This is a genomic window from Candidatus Poriferisocius sp. (assembly GCF_965204015.1).
In the GTDB taxonomy this organism is placed as follows: domain Bacteria; phylum Actinomycetota; class Acidimicrobiia; order Acidimicrobiales; family Bin134; genus Poriferisocius.
Genome location: NZ_OZ241965.1, coordinates 2,658,293 through 2,675,086 on the forward strand (window position 1 = coordinate 2,658,293; position 16,794 = coordinate 2,675,086).

Consider the following 16,794-nt stretch of genomic DNA (forward strand, 5'->3'; position numbering starts at 1 on the left):
CATCATTAGTCGTGTCGGCTGCCATTTCCGCTCGTGGATTGCGCCGAACCTATGGCGAAGTGGTGGCGGTTGACTCGCTCGATCTGGAGGTTGCCTCCGGAGAGGTTTACGGATTCTTGGGGCCCAACGGCGCGGGCAAGTCCACTGTGGTGCGAATGCTGTGCACCCTGGCGTCGTTGACCGCGGGATCGGCATCGGTGGCGGGCTACGACGTGGCCCAGCAAGGCGATCTGGTGCGGCTCAGCATCGGCGTGGCCCTTCAAGATGCTGCTCTCGACGGCAAGCTCACCGGCCGGGAAACGCTGATGCTGCAAGGTCGCTACTACGGCTTGGAGCGGCCAGACATCGCCACCCGCATTGAGGAACTGGCCCCCTTGTTGGAGATGGACGCCATTGATCGGCGGGTGTCCACCTACTCGGGAGGCATGAAGCGCCGTTTGGATTTGGCTGCCGCGCTGATGCACAACCCCGAGGTGCTGTTCTTGGACGAACCCACCACCGGCCTCGACCCCATTAGCCGGGCGGTGGTGTGGGAGCAGATTCGCGAGTTGAACCGCGACTTGGGCATGACCATCTTCCTCACCACCCAGTATCTGGAGGAGGCTGACGCGCTGACCCACCGGGTGGGCATTTTGAATGAGGGCCGCCTGGTGGCCGAGGGCACTCCCGACGAGCTCAAGCGCACTGTGGGCTCTGATGTTGTGGTGGCCCGAGTAGAGGGGGATCCCGAAGCGGCTGCCCGGGCCATTGGAACGGTGTCCGGGATCAGCCACATCGAGGTGTACGGCAATGAGGTGAGCGCCGCCACCGGCGACGGGGCCTCGGTTATCAGCCCGGTGGCAGTGGCACTGTCGGCTGCCGGCGTGGTGGTGACCGACCTGTCCATTCACCCCACCACGCTCGACGATGTGTTCTTGGAGCTGACCGGAGCCCGAATCGAGGTTGAGGAATGAGCCAAGCTGCCCTAGCCGCCCCTGACCTGATCAGGGCCCGCCCGTCGGGTTTCTTCAGCGACATGGCCTCGGTATCGAGTCGCGCGCTACGGCTCTTGCCCCGTGATCTGGAGGCGATCATCCCCGCCATGCTGATCCCTCTCTTCTTCCTGCTGGTCACCATCGGGGCCATCCAGAACCTGGCTGGCGACGTGGTCTCCGACATCGACTACAAGGCCTTCCAGCTTCCGGTGGCCATCATGACTGCGGTTACCGGGATGTCTCGGGCCAACTCCCTGGTGATCGATATTTCCGACGGCTACTTCGACCGGCTGCTGATGACGCCGGTGAACCGCTATGCCCTGTTGCTGGGGCTGATGGTGGCCGACTTCACGCTGTTCGTTGTGATGGCCATACCAGTAATCGCGCTGGGCTTCGCCATCGGGGTGAGCTTCGGAGCGACGGGAGTGCTGGGCCTATTGGTATTTGTGCTGTTCGGCGCGCTGTGGGGGCTGGCCTTCACCGGCTTCCCTTACGCCATCGCGCTGCGCACTGGGAATCCGGGGGCGGTCAACTCCAGCTTCTTGTTGTTCTTCCCGTTCATGTTCCTGACCACCGCCTGGGTGAGCCGTGAGGTGATGACCGACTGGCTGGCCGCTATCACCTGGTTCAACCCGATGACCTATGCCCTGGAGGGAATGCGCTCGCTGTTCTCAGGCTGGGACGGCTGGGCGTTGGGGAGGGCGCTGCTGGCCATCGCCGTAGTAGGGCTCGTGGCCCAATCACTGGCCTTCCGGTCACTGCGAGGCCGAATCCGCCGCGGCTGATTTGCCGCTTGATTCGGCGGTTCAGGCCGTGGTGGCGGCGGTTGGGCTCGGGTAGGCTGGTGGTTGTGAGCGAAACCGTAGAAGCCCAACTGTTCGAAGTCAGCGAAGCGGCCATCGACAAGGTGCTCGAAATCCGGTCGAACGAGGACGATCCCGAAGCTCTCGGCCTGCGCATCGAGATAACCGGCACCAGCGGCGCCGACTACACCTACGACCTGGCGTTCGAGGAGGTGGCCGACTGCACCGAGGGCCATCGCCACATCATCACCGGTGGACTCACCGTGATGATCCCCGAGGAGTCGGTGGAGAACCTGACCGGCGCCACCCTGGATCTCCCCAACAACCCCATGCAGGGCGGGCTGGTCATCCGCAACCCCAACAAGCCCGATCTATTGGCCGGTGCCGACCTGGAGCTCTCGGGCACGATTCCCGAGCAGCTCCAGCAGCTGTTGGACCAGCACATCAACCCCTCGCTGGCTTCCCACGGCGGGTTCGCCAACTTGCTGGGGGTGGAGGGGTCTACCGCTTACATCACCATGGGCGGCGGCTGCCAGGGCTGCGCCATGAGCGCGGCCACGTTGCGGGAGGGCATCACCGTGATGATCACCGAGGCCATTCCCGAGATCACCGACGTGGTGGACGCCACCGACCACGAGGCCGGCGACAACCCCTATTTCGCCCGGGCCTGAGTCTTTTCCCATCTGAATTGCTCGCCCCTTAGGTACTGTCAGCGCGGCCTGGCAGCCAACTAATTGGGTTGAATCCCCCTGCCATGTCGTCGTTGTCATCGCGGCCTGGAAGAATGGCCCCATGCTTGATCTGTTGATTCGCGGGGGCACGGTTGTCGACGGGACGGGTGCCGCGCCGACCGTGGCCGATGTGGCGATTTCGAGCGGGCGGGTGGCCGCCATCGAGAGCCGTATCGACGCCGATGCTGCTGAGGTGATTGAGGCCGCGGGCCGCTATGTGACGCCGGGGTTCGTGGATGTCCACACCCACTACGACGGCCAGGCCACTTGGGATCCGATCATGGCCCCCTCGGCGTGGCATGGAGTGACCACGGTGGTAATGGGCAATTGCGGAGTGGGATTCGCCCCGGCCGATCCCAGCCGCCACGACTGGCTGATCGAGCTGATGGAGGGTGTCGAGGACATCCCCGGAGCCGCCCTCCACGAGGGGATCACCTGGCGGTGGGAGACCTTCCCCGAGTATCTCGACGAGCTCGAGCGGCTGGGCCGCACCATCGACGTGGCCGCCCAAGTGCCCCACGGCGCCGTGCGGGCTTATGTGATGGGCGAGCGGGGGGCTACCCCTGTGTCGGCCACCGCCGCGGAGCTGGCCGAGATGGCCCGCATTGTGGGCGAGGGAACCCAGGCTGGGGCGGTGGCGTTTTCCACCAACCGACTGCCCCTGCACACGTCGCTATCGGGTGTGCCGGTGCCGGGAACCTTCGCCGACCACGAGGAGTTGGCTGCCATCATGGGCGCGCTCGACGGACAATCGCTGGTGGAGGTGGTGCCGGCGGGAGCGATGGGCGAGGATCCCGATGCCCCCATCCGCGAGGTGGAGCTCTACCGGCGACTGAGCCTAGAGACCGGTCGGGCCATCACCTTCACCATGGTGCAGGTGCATGTCAACCCCGGCCAATGGCGCCAGCAGATGGACATCGTGGAGCGGGCCAACGCCGAAGGGGCCAAGCTGGTGCCTCAGGTGCAGGGCCGCCCCGGTGGGCTCCTGGCCGGCTGGGACCAGTTCAACCCGTTCAAGAAGCGGCCCACCTATGAGCCGCTCGACCACCTGCCGCTTGAGGAGCGCCTTGTTGAGCTGCGTCGCCCGGAAGTCAGAGCCGCCATATTGGCCGAGGACATCCCGGGCGACCCGGCCATGGGCATCTTGCGCCACTCGCTGCACGCCACGTTCCCATTCGACGGCGGCCCGGTATTCGAGCCCGACCCGTCGGACTCGGTGGCGGCTTTGGCTGATCGCACTGGGGCCGACGTGATCGAGCTGATATACGACCTGATGTGCGAGCGGGGAATGCTCCAGGTGTTCTTCACCGGCTATCGCCACGGCGACCTCGAGGATCTGCGGGAGATGATGGTGCACCCCATGACCGTGGTCGGGCTGGCCGACGGCGGGGCCCATTGCAGCGTGATCTCCGACGCCAGCCTGCCCACCTACATGCTCCAGCACTGGGTACGCGACCGGCAGCGGGGACCGAAGCTGTCTATAGCCGAGGCGGTGAAACTGCTCACTTCCGAGCCGGCCGATCTGTACGGCTTCGACGACCGGGGCGTGCTGGCGGTGGGCCGGCGGGCCGACGTGAACGTGATCGACCTCGACGGCATGCGGCTGCATCTGCCTGAAGTAGTGGGCGATTTGCCCACCGGCGCCTGTCGCCTGCTGCAATCCGCCGACGGCTACGACGCCACCGTCTGTGCTGGCCAGGTCACTTTCCGAGACGGCCAGCCCACCGGCCACCGCCCCGGCACCCTCATCCGCAGCTAGCAGCCTCTCCTCGAGCGGCGAGCACCGGGGTAGCTGTGAGAGGCCCGACGTGCCTGGGCCGAAGCGTCTTGGTCGGATTGGGTCAGGAGGCGCCTGAGCAGTGGAGGGATTGCCGACGGCTGACGGTTCGCACTGGTGAATTCGACCCCCAGGTTGGGCGGGAGCTGAGACGGGCCTGGGTAGAGCGCACTCCGCTGGTGATCGAGTTGGACGGCGAACTGCCGCCGGCCGATCCAGTGATGCACGCCCAGTGGTGGGACCTCAAACCGGGTCTGACCATGCCCGCAGAGGTGCTGCGCCATCTGCTGGTTTCCAACACCGTGGACTGCCGCGACCCCGAGCAGCCTCGGTTCGAGTCGAGCGAGCGGGCGTTGGCCTTGGGGGCGCGGCTGGCGGCTGTTGGCGACTCGGGTGATGTGATGACCGATGCCGGGCCAGCGTGGTGCGACGGCGGCCCGTTTACGGTGATGGCGCCTGAGGAACTCGGTGCAGGATGTGCCGGAGTGATTCCGTCGGCGAATCTGGCAGTGGGCAGCCTGGCAGCGCTGACCCCGGTCTCACCCCAGGCTGATCTGGCCGATGACCAACGGGCTGCCGTCGGCCACTTGGGCGGCGCAGCCTGCATTGTGGCCCCGGCCGGGTCGGGCAAAACCCGGGTGCTTACCGAGCGGGCTCGTTTCCTGGTGCGCGACCTCGGCGTCGACCCCCGAGCGGTGTGCCTGGTGGCGTTCAACGTGCGGGCTCGGGCGGAGATGCAAGAGCGCACCGCCGATCTGCCCGGCTTGGAAGTGCGCACCCTCAACAGCTTGGCGTTGGCCATCTGCAATGGCACTGGGCCGTTTGCCCGGCCCCGCGACCACGGCCGAGTGGAGGTGGTGGACGAGCGGGGAGTGCGGGATCTGCTCGACGGGATGGTGCCGCGCAAGCGGCGGGCCATGACCGACCAGATCGCTCCCTGGATCGAGGCATTGGGTGCTTCTCGGCTGGGATTGCTGGACCCCGCCGAGGTGGAAAGTGACTACCACCCCGACGTGCCCGATTTCTCGCTCATCGCGCCCCAGTACGTCGATCTGCTCGATGATCGCGGATTGGTGGACTTCGACCAGCAGATCATTCGGGCCATCGACATCCTGCTGTGCGATCCCGCCGCCCGAGCCGCTGCTCGCCGGACCTGCGGCATCTTGCTGGTGGACGAGTTCCAAGACCTCACCCCTGCCCACCTGTTGCTGGTGCGATTGCTGGCCGGGCCTCGGTCGGACGTGTTCGGGGTGGGTGACGACGACCAGACCATCTACGGCTACTCCGGCGCCTCCCCGGAATGGCTGATCGGCTACCACAAGCACTTCCCCGGAGCGAAGCGCCACGAACTGCACGTCAACTACCGCTGTCCTCCCGAGGTGGTGGCCGCGGCGTCGAACCTGCTCACCCACAACCGCCGCCGCATCGACAAACAGATCACCGCGGCTCCGGGTCGGGCTAGCTCAAACGAAGGCGGCTCTCGCTCGGCGGTCACCGTAGAGACGGCATCCGACGGCGCGCCGGTATTGCGCCGGGCGGTCGAGTCGCTGCTTGATGATGGCGTCAGCCCCCATGAGATCGCCGTGCTGACCAGGGTGAACAGCACGCTGCTGGTGCCCCAGATCGTTCTGGGCGATATGGAGGTGTCCTGCAATCAGCCGGTGGGCCGGCTGTTCTTGGAGCGCACTGGAGTGGCCGCCGCGCTGGCCTGGCTCGACATCGCCACCGCCTCCGAGCGCGATCTGCCGGCCCGGGCGCTGTCGGACGCGGCCCGCCGCCCGCCCCGGGGCATCTCCCCCCGGGTCATCGAGTGGATTGCCGAGCAGCAAAGCACCTTGCAGATCAAGGCCCTGGCCGGTCGCATCAAAGATGAGCGCTCTTCCAAAAAGGTGGGCGAGTTCGCCGACGACGTTGAGATGCTGCGGTCGAAATTCAAGAAGGCAAGCGGCGACGTCACCACCCGATCGCTGCTGGAGACAGTACGAGATGAGATGGGCCTCGGCGGAAGCCTCGACACCCGGCTGGATGCGTCGCGTCGATCGGTAGACCGGTCGGCCCACGGCGACGATCTGCGGGCGCTCATCTCGGTGGCCCACCTGCATCCCGATCCCACCGATTTCCGCCGGTGGCTGACCGACCGGTTGGCCGACGGCTACGAGAGCGAAGGCCATGGTCACGGCGTGCAACTGGCCACCGTCCACCGGGTGAAGGGCCGGGAATGGCCTCATGTGATCGTGTACGAGGCGTCGAAAGGGCTGATGCCTCACCGCCTGGCCGGCGACCTTGAGGAAGAACGGCGGGTGTTTCACGTGGCCATCACCCGGTGTTCGCAGTCGGTAACCCTCATCTGTGGCAACCCGCCCACCGACTTCAAGGGCGAACTGACTACCCGTTGTCAGCCCCCACCCGAACCAGATCCGGAGGCATCAACCGGCCTGCTCACCCCTCCGATGGTGGTCGCCCCGGCCTCGTCGCCGAGGGCAGCGGCGGCAGCCAAGTCGGCGAAGCGGGCCAAGGCCCAGCCCCCCACCGACCCGGTAGGCGCGGCCGCCTTCGACGCGCTGAAAACCTGGCGGCTTAAACGCAGCCGAGCCGACAACGTGCCTGCTTACGTGGTCTTCAGCAACGCCACTCTCATCGAACTGGCCACTCGCCGCCCCACCACCGATTCACAACTGCTGGCCACTCCCGGCATCGGCCCCGCCAAGCTGGCCGCCTACGGCGAGGCGGTAAAGGAGATCACTGGCCAGTTCGCTAAACCGTGACGGCGAGCGCTTCGCGAGCGGCGGCCGCGATCCCGGCGGCGTCGAGGCCGCAATCGGCGAGGATCTGATCGGGCACGCCCTGGGGGATGTACTCGTTGGGCACCCCTAGCACCCGGATGGCGGGCAAGGGGCCCTCGCGGCCAGAGTGAGCCAGGTGGTGGGCGACTGAGCTGCCCGCGCCGCCCTCTCGCCAACCGTCCTCCATGGTCACCACGGCCTTATGGCTGGCGGCATCGGCCAGCATGTCGTCGTCCAGGGGTTTGACGCAGCGGACGTCCCACACGGTGGTCGACACGCCGTCGGCCTCCAACAGCTCGGCAGCTTCTTGGGCGGAAGCCAGCATCTTTCCCACTGCCAGCAGGCACACGTCGGAGCCCTCTTTCACCTTGCGGCCTTTGAGGCCGTGACCCACCTCATCTTCGGGCACCGAAGGGGCGGCAGTCTTGGACCACCGCAGGGCCACTGGACCGGTGGTGATCTCTAGGGCATCGTGCAGCATCTGCTGAATTTCCTGATATGACGACGGCGCCAGCACGGTCATGCCCGGAATCTTGGTGAGCAGCACCATGTCGAGCACCCCGTGGTGCGACGGGCCGTCGTCGCCGGTGATGCCCGCCCGGTCGAGACAGAACACCACCGGCTGGTTGTGCAGTCCCACGTCGAGGTTCACCTGGTCGATGGCCCGGGTCAAGAACGTGGAGTAAATGGCCACCACCGGGCGGAGCCCGCCCATGGCCATGCCAGCGGCCGCGGTCACCGCGTGCTGCTCGGCGATGCCCACGTCGAAGCACCGATCGGGGAACCGCTCGGCGAACGGCAACAGACCGGTGGAGTCGGGCATGGCTGCGGTGATGGCTACCATTTCGGGCCGGGCCTCGGCCTCTTTGATCATCGCTTCGGTGAAGGCCTCGGTGTAGCTCCCCGGCTTGGCTTTCGACATGTCGTGCATGTTCTTGACCGGGTCGTTCTCAGCTGGCGCATACCCCCGACCCTTTTGGGTGAGCACGTGCACCAGGCAGGGCCCCTCCAGATGGGACACCCGGCTGAATACCCGCTCCAGCTTGGCCAGGTCGTGGCCGTCGAACGGGCCGAAATAGCTGATGCCCAGCTCGTCGAAGAACGTGCGAGGCTCCACCATTTCCCGCACCGCCGCCTTGGCCGCCCCCACGGTCCGGCCGGCCAGGTCGCCCACCCAGGGGATGTTCTGAAGGACCTTGCGAACCTGGTTGTCGGTGCGGACATAGCGGGGGTCCATCCGCACCCGCAGCAGGCTCTCCGACAGCCGGGAGATGGTGGGGGCATAGGAGCGCCCGTTGTCGTTGAGCACCAAGGTCACATTGCAGCCCGAGTGTCCGATGTTGTTGAGCCCCTCGAAGGCCACCCCCCCAGTGAGCGAGCCATCACCCACTACCGCAATCACTCGGCGCTGTTCGCCACCGGCGGCCTCTTGGGCGGTGGCCAGGCCGTGGGCGTAGCTCAACACGGTGGAGGCGTGGCTGTTCTCGATCCAGTCGTGGGGGGACTCTTCCCGGCTCGGGTAACCAGACAGGCCGCCGGGCTTGCGGAGTGTCTTGAACTGGTCGGTGCGCCCCGTGAGCATCTTGTGTACGTAGGCCTGGTGGCCGGTGTCCCACAGGATGATGTCGCGGGGAGAGTCGAATACCAGGTGAAGGGCCAGCGTCAATTCCACCACGCCCAGGTTGGATCCCAGATGACCACCGTTGGAGTTCACCGTCTCGACGATGAACTCGCGGATCTCCTCGGCCAATTCGGTCAGTTCTTCGTCACCCAGTCGGCGCAGATCAGCGGGACAGGTGATCTTGCGTAGATGATTGGTGTCCATTTCCCTCCCAGCGGGTTGGGGGATCCAGGTTACCCGCGGTTACGCCACGCGTGGTAGCCCCGGGCGGCCAGCCAGCCCACTCCCAACGCGCCCAGCCCGCCTACTGCGTCGATCCAGTAGTGGTTGGCGGTCACGATGATGGCGAACACCGTGAGCCAGGGGTAGGCGGCGATGGCCCATTTGCCGGCCGGGTTCTCCAGGTGCTTGCGCAGCGCCAGATAGCACCACATGGCCCAGGCGAAATGCAGGCTGGGCATGGCGGCGTACTGGTTGGAGAGCGTTTCGGCCGCGCCCGAGGTGAACGACCACAAACCGCCCAGATCAGTCACCGTGTCCACATATCCGGTGTCGGGCAAATCACCGCCGTAACGGCCGCCCACCGACAGCAGGCGGGGGGGCATCAGCGGGAACAGCGCGAACCCCACCAGGGCTGAGCCGGTGGTCAGCAGCCCGGTGGTGCGCCAGAAGGGGTAGTGGCGGGGGAAGCGCCAGTAGAGCCAGATGAGGGTGAAGGCGGTGACCGCGAAGTGGAACAGCCCGTAGAACAGGTTCCAGAACTGGATAAACGACACCCAGCCGATGAACAGGTCTTGGAGTTCGCGCTCGAAGTACAGGCCGATGCTGCGCTCCCAGTCGATCACCAGCTCGGCGTTGGCCTGGGCCTTGGCCGGTTCCACCGCGGCAGACCCGAATTGGTTCCGCACCCACGAGTAGATGCCGTAGAACGCTCCGATGACGGCCAGTTCCAGATACCAGCGGGGTCGGGTGCGGCTCTTGGCCTTACCACCTGATCGCAGGGCGCCCGGCTTCAGCGAGGACAGCGTCATGGCTCCGGGTGCTGGTGGGGGTCAGCGCTCATGGCGAGAGCGCGTGGCCCGTTGCCAGTAGCGGCCGCCGAAGACCAACGTTGGCAAACCCACCAGGCTGCCGGCCACGGTGAGGAAGTAGAGCAGCAGCCCCATGGCGATAGCCCGCTCGTCGATCACGCCCAAGTCGTGGAGGAACAGCACCAGGGCCCCCTCCCGCAGGCCGAGCCCTCCCAGACTGATGGGCAGCACCTGGATGATGAGCACCGCGGGGATGAACGCCATCAGTTCAGTGGGCCCCAGGCCGTTGATCCCCACCACCTTGGCTGCGCACCCGGCGGCGGCCAGCATGATCGCCTGGTAGGCAAAGGCGGTGATCAGCACTCGACTGGTGTCGCGGGGCTTGGCCCGCAGCTCGTCGATACCCATGTGCAGTCCGTTCACGAAGCGGACCCAGCCGTTGCGCCGGCTGACCAATCGGCCGAACCACTGATTGCCCACCAGCAGCAGGATCAGTCCGAGGGCCAGCAGGGTGAGAACGGCGGTGATGGCGGCCACTCGGGAGGGCGCCCCCAATCCCCGCAGCTCTTCGTCGAGCGCCAAGCCCAACAGCGTGAACACCGGCAGCACAATCCAGCCGCTGAGCCGCTCCAGCAGCACCGAGGCGAAGCTGTGAGGGCCGTCGCCGGTGTCGTTGGAGAGACGGGATATCCGCAGCACGTCGCCTCCCACCGTGGTGGGCACGAAGTTGGAGATGAACATTCCCGCCATATAGTGCGAGAACATGCGCCGGGGCTTCACCTTCAGCCCCAGGGCGACGGCCACCTCATACCACCGGGCAGTGGCCGCCATGTTGCCCAACACGGTGAGCATGAGCGCGCCGATCAGCCAGAACGGGGTGGCCGAGTTGAAGTCGGGCCACAGTTGGCCGGCGTCGAACGAAGGCAGCCACCAGATCAACAAGAAGAACAGGGCCACGCTGATGCCCACCCGGAGCAAGATGCTGAGCACCCGGCGGGCGGTGTGCCTCTCAGTCAAGCCCGGGCTCGCTGACGTGTAGGGGTGACTCCGGGCACGCGCCAGCGGTCGAGGCGGCCATCGGGGTCATTCAGCCAAGGCTATTGCCCCGCCACACCCCCATGGATATTACGGTGAGGCGAATGTCGGGAATACAGGTGTCGGGCCACGGGGGCGAACAGGTCTTGGCCGCATTGGTCCCCTTTGGGGTGCAGGAGCTATTCACCCTGTCGGGGGGCCACATCTTCCCGCTGTATGACGCCGCGGTGAAGCAGGGCGATGTGGTGCTCTACGACGTGCGCCACGAGCAGACCGCGGTATTCGCGGCCGAGGCGCTGGCCAAGCTGACCCGCCGTCCGGGGGTGGCCGCGGTGACTGCCGGCCCGGGCGTGACCAACTCGGTGAGCGCGGTGACCACCGCCTGGCTCAACGGTGCGCCGCTGGTGGTGCTGGGCGGTCGGGCCCCGGAAGCCCGCTGGGGGTCGGGATCGCTTCAGGAGCTCGACCACGTGCCCATCCTGGCCCCGGTCACCAAGCAGTCGCTTACTGCGGGGGGTGGCGACGATCTGGCCGCCGCCACCTACCGGGCGGTTCAGGGGGCCATGACCCCCCATCGGGGGCCGGTTTTTGTGGACTACCCCATGGACGTGCTGTTCTCTGAGGGCGTTGGCACGGTGCCCGACGAACCCATGCCGGTGGGGGCCACCCCCGATTCCGACGCAGTGGCCGCGGTGGCCGACATGGTGGCCGCGGCCCGTCGCCCGGCGCTGCTGGTGGGCACCGACGTGTACTGGGACGGTGCCTGGGAAGAGCTGCGGGCCTGGGTGGAGGCCCAGCGGCTGCCGGCCTTCGCCAACGGCTTGGGCCGAGGATGCCTGCCTGCCGACCACGAGCTGTTCTTCAGCCGCACTCGCCGGATGCTGCGCTCCGACGCCGATCTGGTGATCGTGGCCGGCACCCCGCTCGACTTCCGCCTCTCGTTCGGCCGATTCGGCGACGCCCAAGTGGTGCACCTGACCGACAGCGCCGAGTCGGTGTCCACTCACGCCCAGCCGGCCGCGGCGGTGTCGGGCGATCTGGTTCAAATGATCCGGGCGCTGGCCGAAGGACCCGCACCGGGCCATCCTGGCGATCGAGGCCAATGGGTAGCCCAGCTGCGCGACGCGGAGGACACCGCCCGAGCAGAAGAAGAGGACCTGCTGGCCACTGCGGCCGATCCGATCCTGCCCACCCGGGTGTACGGCGAGCTGCGCCAAGTGCTGGATCGAGATGCGGTGGTGATCGGCGACGGCGGCGATTTCGTGTCCTACGCCGGGCGGTTCGTGAACTCCTACCTGCCGGGCCACTGGCTGGATCCCGGCCCCTACGGCTGTCTGGGCACCGGCCTGGGCTACGCCATGGCCGCCCGGGTGGCCCATCCCGACCGGCAGGTGGTGCTGCTGCTGGGCGATGGGGCCGCCGGATTCTCGCTGATGGACGCCGACTCCCTGGTGCGCCACAACCTGCCGGTGGCCATCGTGGTGGGCAACAACGGCTGCTGGGGCTTGGAGAAGCACCCCATGCGCCAGATGTATGGCTACGACGTGGCCGCCGACCTCCAAGAGGGGTGCCGCTATGACCAAGTGGTGGCCGCTCTCGGCGGTGCCGGAGAGACGGTGGAGCACCCCGACGAGATCGGCCCCGCCCTCAAGCGAGCCCTCGACGCCGGTGTCCCCTACGTGGTCAACGTGATCTGCGACCCGGAACACGCCTACCCCCGCCGCTCCAACCTGGGCTGAGGTCGGCTCACCGGCGGCGGTTCCTGTTCCCGATTGGCGTGGGGGATCGGTAGGCTACGGCGTCATGACAAGGGAGAGAGAACGGCTGTGATTGACGAATCTGTGGTCGCGGGCACACTGTCGGAGGCGCTGCGCACCGGCGGCGAGTTCGCTGAGGTCTTTGTGGAGGACCGGCGCTCTTCGTCGGCGCTGTTGGACGATGGCAAAGTGGAGGAGTTGACCTCGGGCCGCACCCGGGGGGCGGGGATCCGGGTGGTGGTCGGGGAGACCACCGGGTTCGCCCACACGTCCGACCTGACCGAGGCTGGTTTGGCCAAAGCTGCTCGGGCCGCGGCGGCCGCCGCTCGAGGCGGAGGAGGGGGTCACCAGATCGTGGCGCTCGACCGGGTGGATGCGCCCTCACCCAACGAAGTCGAAGTACTGCCCGAAACGGTGGCCAAGGCGACCAAGGTGGATCTGCTGGGCCGGGCCGACGAGGCCGCCCGAGCGGCCGGCTCGGCCATTTCCCAGGTGTCGGCCCGCTACGCCGACGGCCGCCGCCGCATCCTGGTGGCCAACAGCGACGGGCTGCTGGCTGGCGACGACCAGGTGCGCACCCGGTTCGCGGTGTCGTGTGTGGCGGTGGGCGACACCGGCATGCAGACCGGGTTCGAGAGCGTGGGCCGACCCATCGGCTTCGAGCTGTTCGACGAATACGAGGTAGACGCCCTGGCCCGCACCGCGGCCAACCGGGCGCTCACCAAACTGGCCGCCCAGCCCGCGCCCAGCGGCTCGATGCCGGTGGTGATCGGTCCCGGCGGCGGCGGCGTGCTGTTCCACGAGGCCTGCGGTCACGGCCTCGAGGCCGACCTGGTGGCCAAGCAGGCCTCGGTGTTCCGCAACCGGGTGGGTGAGCAGGTGGCCCACCCCGAGGTCACCCTGATCGACGACGGAACCATGGCCCGGGAGTGGGGGGCGTACGCCATCGACGACGAGGGCCGTCCCGCCCAGCGCAATGTGCTCATCGAGAACGGCGTGCTCACCGACTACATGTGGGATCTGCTGAGGGCCCGCAAAGAGGGTCGTGACAGCTCGGGCAACGGTCGCCGCCAGAGCTACCAGCACCTGCCCATGGTGCGGATGACCAACACCTATCTGGCCAACGGCTCCGAGGATCCCGCCGACATCATCGGGTCCACCGACCGCGGCGTGTACGTGGCCCACTTGGGCGGCGGGCAGGTGAACACCGCCACCGGCGACTTCGTGTTCGGCATGAGCGAGGCCTACCTGATTGAGAACGGCGAGATCGGTTCCCCGATCCGGGAGGGCAACCTGATCGGCAACGGTCCCGAGGTGCTGACCGGAATCGAGGCGCTGGGCAACGACTTCGCCATGGGATCGCCGGGCACGTGCGGCAAAGACGGCCAGGGCGTGCCGGTGGGCGACGGCACCCCCACCCTGCGGGTGGCGTCGATGACCATCGGCGGAACCGCGGCGTGACCCCCCGCCCAACGCGGACGAACACCAACCGGACGGCACCATGAATCCCGAGGAGTTGCTGGAGGTTGCCGAGCGCATCGTGGGCTGGGGCCGCGACGGCGAGCAGATCGAGGCGGTGGTCGGCCACAGCCAGGAAACCGAAGTTCGGGTTTACGAGGGCGAGATCGAGTCGCTGTCGGTGGCCGAATCCCAGGGAGTGGGCATCCGGGTCATCGCCGGGCGACGCCAGGGGTTCGCCCACGCGGGCACCCTGGATCCCGACGTGCTGGAAGAGACCTTGGCCGAGGCCCGCGACAACGCGGTGTACGGCGCCCCCGACGAGTTCTTCGGCCTAGCCGAACCCGATGGAGTAGACCCCCCGGAACTCGACCTCTACAACGAAGCCCTGCTGGAGTTCAGCACTGAAGCCAAGATCGACCTGGCCCTGGAGCTGGAGCGGGCCGTGCAGGCGGGCGACCCCCGCATCGTGGGGGTGGAGTCGGCCGACTACGGCGACGCAGTGGGGGCCGACGCCATCGCCACCACCACCGGCATCCGCAGCACGGGTCGGGACACCTCCTGCTATCTCACCGCCTACTCACTGGCCTCAGAAAACGACGAGACCCAGACCGGCTTCGGCTTCTCGGTGGGTCGGGAACCCGGCAGCCTCGATGTAGGGGTGGCCGCGGCCGATGCGGTGGAGCGGGCCACCCGCATGCTGGGTGCGGCCCAACCCCCCACCGAGCGGGTCACTGTGGTGCTCGACCCCTTCGTGACCGCCCAGTTCCTGGGCATCATCGGCGGAACCCTGTCGGGCGAGGCGGTGCTCAAGGGCCGGTCGCTGTTCGCCGATCGTCTGGGCGACCAGGTGGCCGCCGCGGGCGTCACCTTGGTTGACGATCCCACCAACCCGGAAGCCTTCACCGCCTCCGACGCCGACGGGGAGGGGTTGGCCACCCGGCGCAACCAGCTCATCAGCGGCGGCCACCTCGAGCGGTTCTTGCACAACAGCTACACCGGTCGGCGCTCGGGAACTGCGTCTACCGGTTCGGCGGTGCGGGGCTACGCCAGCACTCCCGGCGTGGGCTGCCAGGCGCTGTCGCTGGTGCCTGGCGACCGTCCCCCCGCCGAGCTCATCGCCGGCATCGACAACGGGGTGTTGGTGCAAGGAGTGTCGGGCCTGCACTCGGGGGTGAACCCGGTGAGCGGCGACTTCTCCACCGGGGCCGAGGGACTGCGCATACGCAACGGGGAACTAGCCGAGCCAGTGAGGGAGATCACCATCGCCTCCACCCTCCAGCGGATGCTGCTCGACGTGGCCGCGGTGGGTTCCGACCTCACCTGGCTGCCGATGAGCTCGGCCGGGGTGTCGCTCGTGGTGGCCGAGGTCACCATGTCCGGTGCGTAGTCGGTAAAAAGGGCCATGTCGGTCCTGCACGCCATCCTCCTTGGTATTGCCCAGGGGCTGACCGAATTCCTGCCGGTGTCGTCCAGCGGCCACTTGCAGATCATTCCCTGGCTGGCCGAGTGGGACGACTTCGAGGGCAACGACGACCTCAAGCAGGCGTTTGACGTGGCTCTCCACCTGGGCACGCTGGTGGGACTGGTGGCCTGTCTTTGGCGAGAGGTGTGGGCACTGTTGCGAGATGGCATCAGTGCGGTGGTCAGACGGCACGGATCGATCACCGCCGAAGGTCGGCTGGGGTGGCTGTTGGTGCTGGCCACTGTGCCCGCCGCCGCGGTTGGGGTGGGCCTGCGGTCGGTGATCGACGAGGCCGACGACGAGGTCTGGCTCACCGCGGTCATGCTGGCTGTGTTCGGCATCCTGTTGTGGTGGGCCGACCGCCGCCAGGGACAGCGGACCGCTGGCGACGCGGGAGTGCGCGACGCGCTGCTGCTGGGGCTGGCCCAGGCTTGCTCGCTCCAGCCGGGAGTTTCCCGCTCGGGCGTGATCATGACTGCTGGGCGCCTGTTGGACTTCGACCGGGTGGCGGCCGCCCGGCTGGCCATGCTGATGAGCGTCCCGGTGATCGCTGGCGCCGGGGTGTACCTGTTCATCGACATCGGCGGGTGGGGCGGGATCCCCGCCGATGCCCGGGCCGGATTTGCCTGGGGCACGGCCGCCTCAGCGGTCACCGGATTCGCCGCAGTCAAAGGGCTGCTGGCCCTCGTGCGCACCCGCAGTTTCGGCCCCTTCGCGATATACCGGGTGTTGGTCGCCCTGCTGGTGCTCAGCCTGATTGCCGCGTCGGTTCGGTAAGGCTTGTCATCCTGGTTGCACCAGGGCCAAGGTGATCGAGCCTTGAATCACTGCTGAAGCTACGGGGAGCAACTCTTGGTCGGTGACGGCGATGGTGACGGCGTGCTCGGCTCGAGCAGTCACCACCGCGCTGTTGGCCACGGTGAGGGTGGCTTGGGTTGGGGTGCCGGTTTCATCGGAGATCGGCAAGGTCACCAACACATCCACCCGGTCGCCCGGAGCCAGCAGGGGCATGGCGGTGTGGGCGGGAACGGCCACTTCGATGCGATCACCGATGGGGATTCCGCCCAATCGGGCCGCCGTCACCACGTCGCCGACGTGAAGGGCGGCTGAGGCCACCTCGACGCCGCTCAAGACAGGCACCGCATCAGGGGGCAGCATTTGCACGGGGTACTGGCGGGTCTCGGTATTTCCCTCGTCCAGAGGTTGTCCGGCCTCGATGGTTTGGATGGCCACCACCACCGGAGTGAGCTCCCCCAAAGAGGGGCCGCCCCCGGCCATCCCGGCGACGAGCGCCACCGCCAAACCGGTTATCGCTGCGGCTCCAGCCACCACCAGCCAATAGCTGCGGCGCCCGCCTGG

Annotated in this window: 13 protein-coding genes; 9 read left to right on the forward strand and 4 right to left on the reverse strand. The window is 67.3% G+C overall.

The window, feature by feature from the left end:
• Positions 1-11: 11 nt before the first annotated feature.
• The 5 genes from ACOGJC_RS11965 to ACOGJC_RS11985 all read left to right on the forward strand — a co-directional run bounded on the left by ACOGJC_RS11965 (position 12) and on the right by ACOGJC_RS11985 (position 7,050).
• Complete coding sequence (locus ACOGJC_RS11965) at positions 12-953, forward strand: ATP-binding cassette domain-containing protein (protein WP_419845226.1); 942 nt, start codon at positions 12-14, stop codon at positions 951-953.
• Entirely contained in the window at positions 950-1,759 is an 810-nt protein-coding gene (locus tag ACOGJC_RS11970; protein WP_419845227.1) for an ABC transporter permease, read from the forward strand. Before ACOGJC_RS11965 ends, ACOGJC_RS11970 begins: the two co-directional genes overlap by 4 nt.
• A gap of 65 nt (positions 1,760-1,824) precedes the next feature.
• Positions 1,825-2,448 (forward strand): NifU family protein, encoded by a 624-nt coding sequence (locus tag ACOGJC_RS11975; protein WP_419845228.1) that lies wholly within the window; start codon positions 1,825-1,827, stop codon positions 2,446-2,448.
• A gap of 121 nt (positions 2,449-2,569) precedes the next feature.
• Positions 2,570-4,267 carry an N-acyl-D-amino-acid deacylase family protein gene (locus ACOGJC_RS11980; protein ID WP_419845229.1) on the forward strand — a complete coding sequence of 566 codons (1,698 nt, stop codon included), beginning with the start codon at positions 2,570-2,572 and terminating at the stop codon, positions 4,265-4,267.
• 35 nt (positions 4,268-4,302) lie between these two features.
• The gene (locus ACOGJC_RS11985; RefSeq protein ID WP_419845230.1) at positions 4,303-7,050 is read left to right on the forward strand and encodes an ATP-dependent DNA helicase UvrD2; all 2,748 of its coding nucleotides are present in this window, start codon (positions 4,303-4,305) and stop codon (positions 7,048-7,050) included.
• Here the strand turns inward: ACOGJC_RS11985 and dxs are convergent.
• The 3 genes from dxs to ACOGJC_RS12000 are packed head-to-tail and all read right to left on the reverse strand — an operon-like array spanning position 7,040 to position 10,737.
• Positions 7,040-8,893 carry a 1-deoxy-D-xylulose-5-phosphate synthase gene (gene dxs / locus ACOGJC_RS11990; protein WP_419845231.1) on the reverse strand — a complete coding sequence of 618 codons (1,854 nt, stop codon included), beginning with the start codon at positions 8,891-8,893 and terminating at the stop codon, positions 7,040-7,042. The two genes, ACOGJC_RS11985 and dxs, sit on opposite strands and share 11 nt — an antisense overlap.
• Before the next feature lie 29 nt (positions 8,894-8,922).
• On the reverse strand, positions 8,923-9,720 hold the full coding sequence (locus ACOGJC_RS11995) for a phosphatase PAP2 family protein (RefSeq protein WP_419845232.1): 798 nt from the start codon (positions 9,718-9,720) through the stop codon (positions 8,923-8,925).
• A gap of 21 nt (positions 9,721-9,741) precedes the next feature.
• The gene (locus tag ACOGJC_RS12000) at positions 9,742-10,737 is read right to left on the reverse strand and encodes a lysylphosphatidylglycerol synthase transmembrane domain-containing protein (protein ID WP_419845233.1); all 996 of its coding nucleotides are present in this window, start codon (positions 10,735-10,737) and stop codon (positions 9,742-9,744) included.
• Between the two features lie 122 nt (positions 10,738-10,859).
• On the opposite strand from ACOGJC_RS12000, the gene ACOGJC_RS12005 reads away from it, so the two are divergent.
• From ACOGJC_RS12005 to ACOGJC_RS12020, 4 genes are all read left to right on the forward strand, one after another.
• The gene (locus ACOGJC_RS12005; protein ID WP_419845234.1) at positions 10,860-12,494 is read left to right on the forward strand and encodes an acetolactate synthase; all 1,635 of its coding nucleotides are present in this window, start codon (positions 10,860-10,862) and stop codon (positions 12,492-12,494) included.
• A gap of 87 nt (positions 12,495-12,581) precedes the next feature.
• Entirely contained in the window at positions 12,582-13,973 is a 1,392-nt protein-coding gene (locus ACOGJC_RS12010) for a TldD/PmbA family protein (protein ID WP_419845235.1), read from the forward strand.
• Between the two features lie 40 nt (positions 13,974-14,013).
• On the forward strand, positions 14,014-15,360 hold the full coding sequence (locus tag ACOGJC_RS12015) for a TldD/PmbA family protein (protein ID WP_419845236.1): 1,347 nt from the start codon (positions 14,014-14,016) through the stop codon (positions 15,358-15,360).
• Between the two features lie 15 nt (positions 15,361-15,375).
• Complete coding sequence (locus ACOGJC_RS12020) at positions 15,376-16,212, forward strand: undecaprenyl-diphosphate phosphatase (protein ID WP_419845237.1); 837 nt, start codon at positions 15,376-15,378, stop codon at positions 16,210-16,212.
• A gap of 6 nt (positions 16,213-16,218) precedes the next feature.
• Here the strand turns inward: ACOGJC_RS12020 and ACOGJC_RS12025 are convergent, their stop codons facing one another.
• Positions 16,219-16,764 (reverse strand): SAF domain-containing protein, encoded by a 546-nt coding sequence (locus ACOGJC_RS12025; RefSeq protein ID WP_419845238.1) that lies wholly within the window; start codon positions 16,762-16,764, stop codon positions 16,219-16,221.
• Positions 16,765-16,794 lie beyond the last annotated feature (30 nt).

Coding starts and splice junctions, on each gene's coding strand:
- ACOGJC_RS11970 (WP_419845227.1), top strand. CDS start 950: ATGAGCCAAGCTGCCCTAGCCGCCCCTGACCTGATCAGGGCCCGCCCG.
- ACOGJC_RS11980 (WP_419845229.1), top strand. CDS start 2,570: ATGCTTGATCTGTTGATTCGCGGGGGCACGGTTGTCGACGGGACGGGT.
- dxs (WP_419845231.1), bottom strand. CDS start 8,893: ATGGACACCAATCATCTACGCAAGATCACCTGTCCCGCTGATCTGCGC.
- ACOGJC_RS11995 (WP_419845232.1), bottom strand. CDS start 9,720: ATGACGCTGTCCTCGCTGAAGCCGGGCGCCCTGCGATCAGGTGGTAAG.
- ACOGJC_RS12005 (WP_419845234.1), top strand. CDS start 10,860: ATGTCGGGAATACAGGTGTCGGGCCACGGGGGCGAACAGGTCTTGGCC.
- ACOGJC_RS12015 (WP_419845236.1), top strand. CDS start 14,014: ATGAATCCCGAGGAGTTGCTGGAGGTTGCCGAGCGCATCGTGGGCTGG.
- ACOGJC_RS12020 (WP_419845237.1), top strand. CDS start 15,376: ATGTCGGTCCTGCACGCCATCCTCCTTGGTATTGCCCAGGGGCTGACC.